Here is a 13834-nt window from a genome sequence, read left to right on the forward strand (position 1 = left end):
ATCATCTACTTGGCAGAAAAGTGTTGTAAGATGTTCCATGTTAAAGGGCTTTTGTGATGGTTTGTTTCGTCAAAACAGTAGATTATCACAATTGCTCTTTATTTTTTAGTGGGGTGCTTATCCCGAACTCAGGTTAGTTTAAAACATTGATGTGAATCCGCCTAGGGCGAAATTTTTTATTAAGGGGAAAATATGCCGCGTTGGCTTTTATTTGCGGTAGTGATTTGTTTGTTTCAATTGCTGCTTTTTGTGTTACTGCGTTCGTATATATGGCTGAGCGGACATAAGCCGCATTGGTATGCGGTGGTCTTGCTATTCGGCTTGGGCAATAGTTTATTCGGTGCGCGTTGGTTTTTGCCGCATGGCATTATCGTATTCGCTAATGTGTTGGCTTTGTCTTGGTTATGGTTTTTGGCCGCTTTGCCAATCGGTTTGCTGCATTTCTTGGGACGCGGTCGTCATGATAAATATTTAAAACCTCTATTGCCGACCGCTTTTTTGGCATTGCTGGGCTTTGCTTGGTTCAGTGCGCATTCGCCGACCATTTTGCGCTATCAAATTCAGCTGAATAAGCCGCTGGCGCCGTTGAAAATCGCTTTGGTTACGGACACGCATTTTGGCTTGTGGGTCGGCAAAGGCATGGCGGAAAAATTGGTCGCTATGCTCAATGCCGAGCAGGTGGATATGGTGCTGATGCCCGGCGATATTATTAATGACAATCCTGATTATTATGACCGCGACGGCATTGCGCAGATTCTCAAGCGCATTCAGGCACCGGTTTACGCCACTTTGGGCAATCATGAATTTTATGGCGACACTGCCGGCAATGACCGTGCTTTGCGTGAGGCGGGAATGCATGTATTGCGCGATGAAACGGCGATATTTAACAATCAAATCGCGATTATCGGTCGCGATGACGACCATGCCCGCGGTCGTCCCTCCTTGCCGGAATTATTGGCGCAAGTCGATCAGGAAATGCCTGTATTTGTGCTCGATCACCGCCCGACCAATATCGAAGAAGCCGCCACGCTGCCGATTGATATGCAGGTGTCGGGGCACTCGCACCGCGGACAGATTTTCCCCGCCAATTTCATAACCAGCAGCATGTATGTACTGGACCATGGTCATGCCGAAATCGGCGGCGTGCATTTCTTTACCAGCAGCGGCTTCGGCTATTGGGGCACGCCCCTGCGCTTAGGTTCGCGCTCGGAAATGATGATTATCGAAGTCAGCGGGAAAGAGTGATTTATAGTCGATTCTTTTATTTCTTTTTGTGAAACAAACGCCCCTTTGCAGGGGCGTTTGTTTTAGGCGGCGTAAGCGTTGGGGATTTGTTTGTGATAGTCGCTTTCTTGCTGGAAGCGGTGGGCGAGGTTGAGCAGGCGCGCTTCGCTGAAATGTGGTCCGATTAATTGACAGCCGACCGGCAGATGTTGAATAAAGCCCGCCGGATGGCTGATTGCCGGCAATCCCGCGAGATTAACGGCGACGGTGTATAAATCGCCGAGGAACATGGCGACCGGATCGTCGGTTTGGCTGCCGATGGCAAAGGCAGGGCTTGGCGTGGTCGGCCCTAAGATGACATTGCATTCCGCAAAGGCTTCTGTGAAGCTGTTTAAGATGGCGCGTCGTGCGCGTCGTGCTTGTTCGTAGTAGGCATCATAGTAGCCGGCGGAGAGGGCGTAGGTGCCGATAAGAATGCGGCGTTTGACTTCTTCGCCGAAGCCTTCGCTGCGGCTGCGGCGGTAGAGGTCTTGCAGATTGTCGGGGTTTTCGCAGCGGTGTCCGTAGCGTACGCCGTCATAGCGCGCCAAATTGGAGGAGGCTTCGGCGGAGGCGATGAGGTAGTAGCTAGCAATGGCGATGTCGGTGTTTTGCAGTTCTATGTCTTTGAGTGTTGCACCGAGGCTTTCATAGATTTTTGCCGCCGCCATGATGTTGTCCGCCATTTGGCTGTCGAGTCCTTGGAAATAGATGCGCGGTATGCCGATGGTTACGCCGTTGAGCGGCTGGTTGAGCAGGTTGTCGAAGACGCGCAGGGTGTCTTGGCTGGAGGTGGAGTCTTTGGGATCAAAGCTCGCCATGGCGTTTAAGATAAGGGCGCAGTCTTCCGCACTGGGGGCGATAGGCCCTGCTTGGTCGAGGCTGGAGGCATAGGCAATCATGCCCCAGCGCGAGCAGGTGCCGTAGGTGGGTTTGATGCCGGTAACGCCGCAGTAGGCGGCAGGCTGGCGGATGGAGCCGCCGGTATCCGAGCCGGTGCTGTAGGGCACGAGTCTGGCGGCGACGGCAGCTGCCGAACCGCCCGATGAACCGCCCGGCACGGCTTTGCTGTCCCAAGGGTTATGCACTACGCCGAAGGCGCTGCGTTCGTTTGAAGAGCCCATGGCGAATTCGTCCATGGAGAGTTTGCCGGTCATGACGGCGCCTGCTTGTGCGAGGTTTTCGGCAATGGTGGCGCTGTGCGGCGGCACAAAGTTTTCCAGCATTTTGGAGGCGGCGGTGGTGGTGATGCCTGCGGTGCAGAACAGGTCTTTATGCGCCATCGGAATGCCGTCTAAGGGCGAGCGGATTTCGCCTTTGGCGCGGCGTGCGTCGCTGGCTTGGGCATCGGCGCGCGCTTGTTCGGCGGTGATGCGGATGTAGGCATTAAGCTGCGGATTATGCGTCTCAATGCGTTGCAGATAGTGTTCGGTCAGTTCTAATGATGAAAGCTGTTTGTTTGCCAATTGGGCGGCAAGTTCGCGAATGCTGCTGTGTAAAATGCTCATGGTTGTCCTTATTCAATGACTTTCGGCACGGTGATGAAGCCGTCTTCAAATTGCGGCGCGTTGTTCTCGATGGTAGCGAGTAAATCGCGTGCAACGGCTTGGTCGGCACGCAGGCGTTGTTTGGCATCTAAAGGATGGGCGAGCGGCTCAAGAGCGGAAATCTCGGCTTTGTTCAAGGCGTCGAAGAGCGGAAAAATGGCGGCAAGGTCGGCTTGCAGGGCTTGTTTTTCCTCGTCGCTGATGTGCAATTGTGCCAATTTGGCGGTTTTTTCTATAATTTCAGGTGTTAAGCTATTCATAAGTAAAAGTCTCGGGCGCTTGCTTGCGCAAGATGATGTAAAAAAACGCTTAAAAAGGTATCATATCCGCTTTGTCTTTGCACGCCCGAGAAGGGCAATCTATTTTTTGAGGCTCAGTCTATGCGGTTTAAGTTTCTTAGCGGTTTGTTTTCTAGTGATTTATCTATCGATTTGGGAACGGCGAATACTTTGATTTATGTGCGCGGCGAAGGCGTAGTCTTAGATGAGCCTTCGGTGGTGGCGATTGCCCAAGATCCCCAAGACGGCCGCAAAAAGATTGTCGCCTATGGCACGCAGGCAAAGCAGATGCTGGGGCGTACGCCAGATAATTTAAGTACGGTGCGCCCGATGCAGGACGGCGTGATTGCCGATTTTAAGATTACTTCCATGATGTTGGATCATTTCATTAAGCGCGCACACGGACGCGGCGGTTTTTTCCGTCCCAGTCCGCGGATTTTGGTCTGCGTGCCTTCGGGGGCGACGCAGGTGGAAAAACGCGCGATTCATGATGCGGCGAAAGCGGCGGGTGCGCGCGAGGTCTTTTTAATTCAAGAGCCGATGGCGGCAGCGATTGGGGCAGGAATTCCCGTAGATGAGGCTTACGGCTCGATGGTGGTCGATATCGGCGGCGGCACAAGCGAGGTGGCGGTAATTTCTCTGAACGGCATTGTCTATGCCGCTTCTGTTCGCACGGGCGGCGACCGCTTCGACAGCGCGATTATCGATTATGTGCGGCGCAATTTCGGCATTGTGATCGGCGTGCCGACCGCCGAGCGGATTAAGAAAGAAATCGGCTGCGCCTATCCTTCGGCGGAAATCCGCGAATTAGAAGTGAAGGGTACGAATCAGCAAGAGGGTGCGCCGCGCAGTTTTACGATTAATTCCAATGAGGTGCTGGAAGCCTTGCAAGAGCCGCTGGGCAGCATCGTGCGCGCGGTGAAATTGGCTTTGGAACAAACGCCGCCCGAATTGGCGGCGGATGTGGCGGAGCGCGGCATCGTACTGACCGGCGGCGGTGCTTTGCTGCGCGATTTGGATAAACTGATTATGGAAGAAACGCGCTTGAATGTGATTGTGGCGGATGATCCTTTGACCTGTGTGGCACGCGGCGGCGGCAAGGTTTTGGAATTATTGGATCAACGCGGCGTTGCTTCTTTCTTGATGACTTAATTCATGTTCGCCACGCCTCCTGCGGATGACGAACAGCGTTCTGTCCATTGGCTTCCTGCTTGGGCGACGGCGATAACGCTGAGTCTCTTATTGTTATTATTGAATAAATACAGCCCTTGGCTGGATAAGCCGAAGGCATTGCTGCACGACCATGCCTATGCGCCTTTGCAGCGCATGGTCTATGCACCTTTGAGCGGTTTGAGCCGACAATGGCAGCAATGGCAGCAAGAGGAAGATTTGGCGGTGCAGGTGCAGCAATTGCGTGCGCAAAATGATGAGTTGCGCACGCAAATTCAGTTGCTGGGGCATTATCAGGCGGAAAACCGCCGTTTGCGGATGTTGATGGATTCGGTAGGCAGCGTGACGGTGCCGGTGATGATTGCGGAGATTTTCGACAGCAATATCGAAGGTTATCGTGAAACCATATTGATTAACAAAGGTTTATCTGATGGCGTGTATCAGCATCAGGCGGTAATCGATCCTTTCGGCTTGGTCGGGCAGGTTACGGAAGTATTTGAACATCAGGCGCGGGTCATGCTGATTAGCGACGGACGCAGCCGCGTGCCGGTCTATGTCGAGCGTACCCAGCAACGCGCTTTGCTCAGCGGCATGGCGGAGCGCAGCGCCTTGACGGTGGAAAATATCCGCTTGGACAGCGATATTCAAATTGGCGACCGCTTGGTCAGTTCCGGATTGGGCGGCGTCTTTCCGCGTGGTTATCCGGTGGCGGAAGTGGTGGATGTGTCGCGCGATCAGCGCAATTCTTTTTTACAGATTAAACTCAAACCCTTAGCGCATCTGTCTTCCATGCTTGAGGTCTTATTGCTGGATCAGCGCGATATTATTCCCGAAGTGATTTTGCCTGTCGGGCCGCCGCGTCCTGCGCAATTAGGGGGACAATAATGCCTGTCTTGCCCTTGCTGCTGTATTTCTTTGTCTGCTGGTTGCTGCTAACGGTAGGCGCTTATTTCCGACCTTGGCTGTTGCTGCCCGATATTACGGTCATGGTCTTGCTGTATTTGTTTTATTATCAGCCGCGCTTGCCGCTGTGGCGGGCTTTTTTGCCGATTAGCTTTTTATTGGATTTGTCCGCGCAGGTCAGCATCGGTTTTCACGGCGTTTTATACGGTTTGACGGCATTGCTGATTTTTCCCTTGCATACGTATTGGCGCACGGTGTCGGTATTTGAGCAATTGCTGGGCGTGATTTTTCTAGGAGCGGGATTTGTCGTCCTGAAATTCTTATTGCTTTATATTGTGGAAGGTATTCCGGCGCCGGCGGGCTGGCTGTGGTGTTTTCTGCTGCAATTAGCGGCTTGGCCGTTGATGCGGATGATTAGCCTGATCTTTATGCAGCATTATGGCAGGCGGGCGCGGCGATGAAAAAATTCGCCCATGCCGATTTGCTCAGCCATAAAAAACAGGAAGGCAAAGACGAGGCTTATTTAAAACGTTCTTTTACGCGCCGCGTTGCCTTAACGGCTTTGATAGTCTGCGCAGGAATTGCCGCGCTCTTTGGGCGCATGTTTACCCTGCAAGTGCAGCGCTACGATTATTACCGCACGCGTGCCCAATCCAATCGGGTCAGAATCAAGCCGCTGGTGCCCGAGCGCGGCACGATTTATGATGCCAACGGTATTGCGCTGACGGAAAATATTCTGCGTTATCAAGTGGTCGTCAATCCCTCGCATGTGGAGGATTTGGAACAGCTGCTGGCGCAATTAAGCCTGATTTTGGGCTTGGATAGCGCAAGCATCGAACAATTTCGCAGCCGCTATCGGCGCAGCCGCCGCTATGAAAGCGTGGTGCTGAAAGACTCGATTGAAGAAGAGGCGCATTACCGCTTGGCTTTGCAATTGTACCGCCTGCCCGGCGCGGCGATTGAGCCTTATTACGAGCGCTTCTATCCTTATGGCGAACTCTGCGCGCATGTTCTGGGCTATACCAACCGCATCAATGAAAAAGATTTGCAAAGCATCGATCCCGATGATTATCAAGGCATCGACTATATCGGACGCAGCGGAATCGAGCGGCAATACGAAGCGCTGTTGCGCGGCAAATCGGGCTATCAGCAGGTCGAAGCCGATGCCAACGGCAATATGGTGCGCCTGTTAAAAGAAGTGCCGGCGCAGCGGGGTAAGGATATTTACCTGTCTTTTGATTTGAAATTGCAGCAGTTTATTTATCAAGTGCTGGGCGAACATCGCGGCTCCTGCGTGGCGATTAATCCGCAAAACGGCGAAGTGCTGGCGATGGTATCGAAGCCGGGTTTTGACACCAATTTGTTTACCAAAGGCATCAGCCAGCGGCAATACAAAATGCTGCTGGAGGATCCGCATGGACCTTTATATGACCGCGCATTGAAAGGGCGTTATCCGCCCGGTTCCGTGATTAAGCCGATGATGCTCTTGGCGGGCTTGCATTATCAGGTGGTGCATGAACATAGTCATGTGCATTGCGGCGGCGCATACCGTTTGGCGGAAAATCCCAATGCTCGTCCTTTCCATTGCTGGAAGCGTACAGGACACGGCAGTTTGAACGGCGTGGGCGCGATTGCCCAGTCTTGCGATATTTATTTTTACTCGCTGGGACAGCAATTAGGTATCGACCGCATGGCGCAATATTGCCAACATTTTGCCATGGGGCGGCTGACCGGCATTGATATGCCCGACGAAGACAGCGGCATCATGCCGACCCGTGCTTGGAAAGAAGCGCGTTACAAAACCAATTGGTATATCGGCGATACCATCAATGCCAGCATCGGGCAGGGCTTTTTTACCACTACGCCTTTGCAATTGGCATATATGACCGCCCTGATTGCCCGCGACGGTAAAAGTTTCACCCCTTATCTGCTCAAGCGCATTTACGACCCCGTGAGCATGCAGTTTCAAAGCCCCGAACGGGCGGAAGAAAAGATTATCCCCGTCTATGAGCCGCAGGCATGGCAAATCGCCAAAAACAGCATGGAACGCGTGATTCATCATCACAGCGGTACGGGCAAAAACATTGCCCAAGGTCTGCGCTACCGCATGGCGGGCAAATCGGGCACGGTGCAAGTGATTTCCTTTAAAACCGACCAACGCATTCCCAACAGCCAATTGGCGCGCGAGCATCAAGACAATGCCATGTTCGTTTCTTATGCCCCTGCCGATGCGCCGACAATTGCCTTAAGCATTGTGGTGGAACGCGGTGGCGGCGGCAGTTCGACCGCAGGTCCGATGGCAAGGCAAATCAGCGATTTCTACTTACTCGGCAGCGCGGCAGAGAATAACAATGACAATGGATGAAGTCAGACCGCGCAGCACATGGAAAATCCTGCAATCGGCGATTTTCTATATCGATTGGTGGCTGATACTGCTGCTTGCCCTGCTGATGGGCTTCAGCTTGGTCATTTTGAACAGCGCGGCGGAAAGCAGCGGCACGGTATTGCGTCAAGCGATTCGTTTTGCCGCCGCTTGGGGCTTGTTTGGGCTGTTTTTATGTCTGCCTGCCGGCAAAATTCGCCAAATAACGCCTTTTGTTTATGCTTTTACCCTTATTTTGCTGCTCTTGGTGCTGCTGATGGGCAGTCATGCGGGCGGGGCGCAGCGTTGGCTTAATATCGGTATTGCCCGCATTCAGCCCTCGGAATTGGCAAAGCTTTCCGTGCCGATGATGGTGGCTTGGTATTTGACGCGGCAAGCACGACCACCGAATCTGTTTACCGTGTTAATTTCTCTGGTGATTATCGCCGTTCCCGCCTATATGATTTTAGACCAGCCCGATTTAGGCACCGCCCTGCTGGTCGCAGCTTCCGGCATTATCGCTCTGTTTTTGGCGGGATTACCGTGGTGGCTGATTGGGGTCGGCGCTGTGATGGCGGCGATTGCCCTGCCGCTGTTTTGGATGTTCGGCATCAAAGCCTATCAGCGGGAGCGTGTGCTGACGCTGTTTAATCCGGAAGCTGATCCCTTCGGCGCGGGCTATCACATCATTCAATCGCAAATCGCCATCGGCTCGGGCGGCGTTTTTGGCAAAGGCTACGGCGAAGGCACGCAGTCGCAATTATCCTTTCTGCCAGAATCGACGACGGATTTTGTCTTTTCCGTGATTGCGGAAGAATTGGGCTTATTCGGCGTCAGCCTGCTCTTGCTCGCCTATCTCTTGCTGATTTTGCGCGGACTGTATCTCTCGACGCGGCTGAATAACCGCTTTGCGCGCATCCTAGTGGCGGCGATTTTTTTATCGTTCTTTATCAATATTTTTGTTAATATCGGCATGGTAAGCGGATTTTTGCCTGTAGTAGGCTTGCCGCTGGCACTGATCAGCTACGGTGGCAGCTCGGTCTTATCGCTTATGACCGGTTTTGCGATTGCCGTTAATCTGATCGGCGGCTACAAACAATCCCCTAAACAGGAGCATTTTTCATGAACACATTCCGTTTAGTCCTTATCGTGGCACTGGCTTTGGCGCAGGGAACTTATGCGCAAAGCGCCGAAGAAACTTCCGACATCCCGCCTAATTACGCGCAAAATGCCGATGCCCGCGAACGCATTTATCAATTCGCTGAAACCCATCAGATAGACGCGCGCTATCTGCTGTCTTTATTGATGGCAATTCATCGCGATGAAGACGTGCTGGCGAAAATCAGCCGTCCGTCGGAAAAAAGCAAACCTTGGTTTGAATACGCCACCATTTTCTCGGATGCGGCGAGATTGGAAGACGGCGTAGCCTTTTACCACCAACACCGCGAAGCCTTAGAACGCGCTTATGCGCAATACGGCGTCGATCCGGCAGTGATTACGGCAATTATCGGCGTGGAAACCCGCTATGGCAAAGTCACGGGCAATACACCGGTTTTGCAAGCTCTCGCTACCCTTTGTTTCGACTATCCGCCGCGCGCCGAATTCTTTTGCAGCGAATTTGACTATTTCTTATTACTGGCGCAGCAAGAAGATTGGAATCCCTTGCAAATTCAGGGTTCTTATGCTGGTGCTATGGGTATGGCGCAATTCATGCCGAGCAGTTATAGCAATGACGCGATAGATTTCGACGGCGACGGAAAGATTAATTTATGGCAAAGTCCGGAAGACGCCATCGGCTCGATTGCCAATTATCTTGCCAACCGCGGTTGGCAGAAAGATGGCGATTTGTATTATCAATTGCCGCAAAAACCGAGTCTTAGTATTTTTGACGGCAATGTGAAGCCGGCTTATCCTTTGCAGGACTTATCCACAGACGAAAGCCTGAAATCTGACCAAAATTTCATGAATTGGTTAGCTTCTCAAAGTGCGGAAACGGTGGGAAGCCTTGTGCTGCAAGGCGAGCAAGAGGAATTGGCGTTTATTATTTATAATAATTTCTATGTGATTACCCGCTATAATACCTCGCCGATGTATGCGATGGCGGTGAGCAATTTGGCTGCTGCCATCAAAGAGTCCAATTAACGAGATCTATTGATGAAAAAACAAAGTCTAAGCGCTTTGCTAGCGGTAGCCTATCTGCTCCCGCTCTCGGCTTATGCACAGCAAGGTCCAATTGCCACGCCTGTCGAAGCCCCGCGCAAAATTGTGAAAACTATTGATTTCACGAAAAATTCTGACGTGGCACTATTTGCCCAAGTTAATCCTCCACAGGCTAAACCTGCGCAAGCTGTTGCCGTAAAAACAGAAGCACCTAAACCTGCCGCACCTGCCAAAGCGGAAGTCAATATCGTCAAAGTGATTGATTTTACTCATCAAGATCCTTTTGCGGCGGTGGATTACAGCGGCAAAGCCGTCAATCAAGCCGCTGCTCAAGCTGCCAGCCAAAAACAGGCTAAAGTTGTTGCGCAAAGCACGGCGATTGCCAAATCCGTTACTTATACCGTGCGCGGCAAAACTTACCGCACCCTCAGTACGGCGGAAAATTTTGCCGAAGAAGGTTCGGCTTCTTGGTATGGTCCCGGTTTTCACGGGCGCAAAACCGCCAGCGGCGAAGTCTATAATATGCATGATATGACTGCCGCGCATAAGCATCTGCCTTTGGGCAGCCAAGTGAAGGTAACCAATCTGAATAATGGCAAAAGCGTGATTGTGCGCATCAATGATCGCGGACCTTTCCACGGCGATCGCGTGATTGATTTGTCTAAGGCGGCGGCGCAGCAATTAGGCGTATTGCAAGCTGGTGTTGCCAAAGTCAGTATTGTGACGCATAAATAGGCATTTATAAGCTTTGAAAAGCGCGCTGGTCGCGCTTTTTTCTTTGCCAAAAGCAGCAGATTTTGCGGCGGCGTGATACACTTGCGCCCCATTTTTTATGCAATCTTTCGCGCTTCGGCTGTGTTGAGGGCGATGGTGCGCAAGCCGGGCTTTGCTTTCTGCGCAGGCTTTGGCAGAGATGTTTTTTAGAAATTTAAGGATATTCAAATGGCTGGTCATAGTAAATGGGCAAATATTAAACATAAAAAAGCAAAAGAAGATGCCAAGCGCGGCAAGATTTTTACCCGCTTAATTCGTGAATTGACGATTGCGGCGCGCAGCGGCGGTTCCGATCCGAATTCCAATCCGCGTTTGCGTTTGGCAATCAGCAAAGCGCAGGCGGAGAACATGACGAAAGATACGATGGAGCGTGCGATTAAGCGCGGCGCAGGCGAGCTGGAAGGCGTGCAGATGGAAGAGGTGCGCTTTGAGGGTTATGGCCCAAGCGGTGTGGCGATTATGGTGGATTGTTTGACGGATAATAATAACCGCACGGTCGGCGAAGTGCGTCATGCTTTTTCTAAATGCGGCGGCAATTTAGGCACTTCCGGCTCGGTGGCTTTCCAATTTAAAGAGCAGGGCGTTTTGTTTTTTGAAAGCGTGGCAGATGAAGATGCTTTGATGGAAGCGGCTTTGGAAGCCGGCGCGCAAGATATTGAGTTTGATGAAGGCAGTGCGGAAGTACTTACCGAACCGGCTGATTATGCCGCCGTGTATGAGGCTTTGGTCGCCGCTGGTTTTACGCCCGATGAAAGCGAGGTAACGATGCGTGCGGAAAATCTCTCGCCGGTAAGCGCGGAAGATGCGGATAAAGTCATGCGTCTGATTGATATGCTGGAAGAATTAGACGATGTGCAAAGCGTGGTCAGCAATGCGGAGTTTCCAGAGGATTACGCCAGCTGATGGTAGCTGTCCGCCGCATTTTGGGCATTGACCCCGGTTCGCGGATAACAGGCTACGGCATTGTCGATGTGGAAGGGCAGCAGGTGCGTTATGTGGATTCTGGCTGCATTCGCTTGGCGGAAAAGTCGATGCCTATTCGTTTGATGATGATTCATCAGGGCATCGGCGAGCTGGTGCAGCGTTATCTTCCGCAAGAATTTGCCATAGAAGAGATTTTTGTGCATAAAAATCCGAATTCTGCTTTGAAATTGGGGCAGGCGCGCGGTGTGGCTTTGTGTGCGGCGGTATTGGCGCAGTTGCCGATTGCCGAATATGCGGCGAAAAGCATTAAGCAGGCGGTGGTCGGCAAAGGTGCGGCGGATAAAACGCAGGTGCAATATATGGTGAAATTGCTGCTCAATCAAACAGGTAAAATTCAAAGCGATGCGGCGGACGCTTTGGCGGTCGCCCTGACGCATGCGCATTATCTGCAAACGGCGATTATGCAGCGAAAAAGCGGTGTATTGTCGGCTTGGGAGAAGTAAATGCGGAAATATCAGGATTTTTCTACGGGCGGCGATACGCTTGAAGCACAAAGAGAGGTAGGGCGATGATCGGCTGGTTACAAGGTTTGGTGCTGCATAAGCAGGGTAATCAAGTGATTATGAATGTGAACGGCGTAGGCTATGAAATCGCCGTGCCGATTTCCATTTTGGAGCAATTGCCGCAAGGGCAGGCCGCGGAATTGTTCATTCATCATGCGCAAAGAGAAGACGGACAATATCTCTACGGCTTTGCCAGTATTGCGCAGCGGCAATTGTTCCGCGAATTAATCCGCATCAGCGGCATCGGACCGAAACTGGGTTTGCTGGTCTTATCGAGTTTCAGCGTTGAAAATTTCATCGCCATTGTGCGTGAAAATAATAGCAATGCTTTGCTAAAACTTTCCGGCGTCGGCAAAAAGACGGCGGAGCGTTTATTAATCGAATTAAAAGACCGTGTCGGCGGTAACAGTGCTTTTGCGGGTATGGCAGGTGCGGCGGATACGCCTTTGTCTATGGGCGTAACGGCGGCGCAAGAAGCGGTGGAAGCCTTGATGGCATTGGAATTAAAACCGGCCGATGCGGCAAAATTGGTTGAGAGTGCGCTCAAGCAATCGCCGGATGCCGATACGGCGGCTTTGATTAAATCCGCCTTGCAATTGAAATTACAGAGTGGCAAATGATTGATTCCGACCGTTTGATCAGTGCCGCCGGGCGCAATGAAGAAGGGGCGATTGAGCGTGCCGTCCGTCCTAAACGCTTGGCGGAATATATCGGGCAAAACGAGCTGAAAGCGCAATTAAGCATTTTTATTGAAGCGGCATTGGGGCGGCAGGAATCGCTTGACCATGTGCTGCTGTTCGGTCCGCCGGGTTTGGGCAAAACGACGTTGGCGGCAATTATTGCCGGTGAATTGGGTGTGAATCTGCGCCAAACCTCCGGCCCGATTTTAGAAAAAGCCGGTGATTTAGCTGCTCTGCTGACCAATTTGGAACGCAATGACGTCTTGTTTATTGACGAAATCCACCGCCTCTCGCCTGCGATTGAGGAAGTGCTTTATCCTGCGATGGAGGATTTTCAAATCGATATTATGATTGGCGAAGGACCGGCGGCGCGTTCGATAAAAGTGGATTTGCAGCCGTTTACATTAGTCGGCGCCACCACGCGTTCCGGCTTATTAACGGCGCCTCTGCGCGATCGTTTCGGCATTAGCCATCATCTGCAATATTATTCTCACGCCCAATTGCAGGAAATTGTCTCGCGTGCGGCGAAGTTGCTGGGAATTGAGATTGAAGACAGCGGTGCGGCGGAAATCGGCAAACGCTCGCGCGGTACGCCGCGCATTGCCAACCGCTTGCTGCGACGCGTGCGTGATTATGCCCAAGTGCGCGGCGACGGTGTGATTACACGCCAAATGGCAGACGAAGCCCTGAAATTATTGAAAATTGATACTGCCGGTTTGGATGAACTCGACCGCCGTATGCTGTCGCGTTTGATTGAGCATTTTGGCGGCGGACCCGTTGGAATTGAGACTTTGGCGGCAGCTGTGGGCGAAGAACGCGGCACTTTGGAAGATGTGGTCGAGCCTTATTTGATTCAGCAAGGATTTATCCAGCGCACCCCGCGCGGCCGCATGGCAAGCGATGCCGCTTATCTGCAATTGGGTTTTTCTGTACCGGATGGAAATGTTTAGTCAATTGTTTTTAAAATATTAAACGTCATTTTTTCAGGTATGGCACAGCAATAGCTTTTGGCTTGCTTTGCCGTACTGTCTACCATTTGCCGCCTTGCATTATTTTTTCCATTTCTCCGAAGGCTCTAGACTAGCAGGGTGATTGGTATAATTTATTGCAGAAGCGACCATAAATGTTTTTCTAAATCATCAATACTCTGCTTCCAGCGCCATTCGCATTCTTTCAAATGCCATTCTAAATTTTTGCTTACACCGTTAAA

The 13834-nt window shown here is 51.8% G+C and carries 14 protein-coding genes; 12 read left to right on the forward strand and 2 right to left on the reverse strand.

The window, feature by feature from the left end:
• Positions 1 to 192 precede the first annotated feature (192 nt).
• Positions 193 to 1245: a metallophosphoesterase gene (locus tag ACJHVI_RS05850; RefSeq protein ID WP_483183726.1), complete on the forward strand. Its 1053-nt coding sequence runs from the start codon at positions 193 to 195 to the stop codon at positions 1243 to 1245.
• 62 nt (positions 1246 to 1307) lie between these two features.
• On the opposite strand, the gene gatA is transcribed toward ACJHVI_RS05850, so the two are convergent.
• Both gatA and gatC read right to left on the reverse strand, forming a co-directional pair.
• Positions 1308 to 2765: an Asp-tRNA(Asn)/Glu-tRNA(Gln) amidotransferase subunit GatA gene (gatA, locus tag ACJHVI_RS05855; RefSeq protein ID WP_483183743.1), complete on the reverse strand. Its 1458-nt coding sequence runs from the start codon at positions 2763 to 2765 to the stop codon at positions 1308 to 1310.
• A gap of 14 nt (positions 2766 to 2779) precedes the next feature.
• A complete protein-coding gene (gene gatC / locus ACJHVI_RS05860) occupies positions 2780 to 3070 on the reverse strand; it encodes an Asp-tRNA(Asn)/Glu-tRNA(Gln) amidotransferase subunit GatC (RefSeq protein WP_483183727.1) in 291 nt (96 codons plus the stop codon).
• Positions 3071 to 3190: 120 nt separating this feature from the next.
• On the opposite strand from gatC, the gene ACJHVI_RS05865 reads away from it, so the two are divergent.
• The 11 genes from ACJHVI_RS05865 (at position 3191) to ruvB (ending at position 13574) form a co-directional block, all read left to right on the forward strand.
• Positions 3191 to 4240 (forward strand): rod shape-determining protein, encoded by a 1050-nt coding sequence (locus ACJHVI_RS05865; protein ID WP_483183728.1) that lies wholly within the window; start codon positions 3191 to 3193, stop codon positions 4238 to 4240.
• Between the two features lie 3 nt (positions 4241 to 4243).
• Positions 4244 to 5143, forward strand: coding sequence for a rod shape-determining protein MreC (gene mreC, locus ACJHVI_RS05870; protein ID WP_483183729.1), 900 nt, complete (start codon positions 4244 to 4246; stop codon positions 5141 to 5143).
• Positions 5143 to 5622: a hypothetical protein gene (locus tag ACJHVI_RS05875; RefSeq protein ID WP_483183731.1), complete on the forward strand. Its 480-nt coding sequence runs from the start codon at positions 5143 to 5145 to the stop codon at positions 5620 to 5622. Before mreC ends, ACJHVI_RS05875 begins: the two co-directional genes overlap by 1 nt.
• Positions 5619 to 7526, forward strand: a complete 1908-nt coding sequence (gene mrdA, locus ACJHVI_RS05880) for a penicillin-binding protein 2 (RefSeq protein ID WP_483183732.1) — start codon at positions 5619 to 5621, stop codon at positions 7524 to 7526. The genes ACJHVI_RS05875 and mrdA overlap by 4 nt, the downstream gene beginning before the upstream one ends.
• Positions 7513 to 8649: a rod shape-determining protein RodA gene (rodA, locus tag ACJHVI_RS05885; protein ID WP_483183734.1), complete on the forward strand. Its 1137-nt coding sequence runs from the start codon at positions 7513 to 7515 to the stop codon at positions 8647 to 8649. Before mrdA ends, rodA begins: the two co-directional genes overlap by 14 nt.
• Entirely contained in the window at positions 8646 to 9665 is a 1020-nt protein-coding gene (gene mltB, locus ACJHVI_RS05890) for a lytic murein transglycosylase B (protein ID WP_483183735.1), read from the forward strand. Before rodA ends, mltB begins: the two co-directional genes overlap by 4 nt.
• Before the next feature lie 12 nt (positions 9666 to 9677).
• Positions 9678 to 10418 (forward strand): septal ring lytic transglycosylase RlpA family protein, encoded by a 741-nt coding sequence (locus tag ACJHVI_RS05895; protein ID WP_483183737.1) that lies wholly within the window; start codon positions 9678 to 9680, stop codon positions 10416 to 10418.
• Between the two features lie 207 nt (positions 10419 to 10625).
• Positions 10626 to 11360, forward strand: a complete 735-nt coding sequence (locus ACJHVI_RS05900; RefSeq protein WP_483183738.1) for a YebC/PmpR family DNA-binding transcriptional regulator — start codon at positions 10626 to 10628, stop codon at positions 11358 to 11360.
• Positions 11360 to 11884: a crossover junction endodeoxyribonuclease RuvC gene (ruvC, locus tag ACJHVI_RS05905; protein WP_483183739.1), complete on the forward strand. Its 525-nt coding sequence runs from the start codon at positions 11360 to 11362 to the stop codon at positions 11882 to 11884. The genes ACJHVI_RS05900 and ruvC overlap by 1 nt, the downstream gene beginning before the upstream one ends.
• 65 nt (positions 11885 to 11949) lie before the next feature.
• Positions 11950 to 12564, forward strand: coding sequence for a Holliday junction branch migration protein RuvA (gene ruvA / locus ACJHVI_RS05910; RefSeq protein WP_483183740.1), 615 nt, complete (start codon positions 11950 to 11952; stop codon positions 12562 to 12564).
• Complete coding sequence (gene ruvB, locus ACJHVI_RS05915) at positions 12561 to 13574, forward strand: Holliday junction branch migration DNA helicase RuvB (protein ID WP_483183741.1); 1014 nt, start codon at positions 12561 to 12563, stop codon at positions 13572 to 13574. The genes ruvA and ruvB overlap by 4 nt, the downstream gene beginning before the upstream one ends.
• Positions 13575 to 13834 lie beyond the last annotated feature (260 nt).

Source organism: Suttonella sp. (assembly GCF_056855035.1).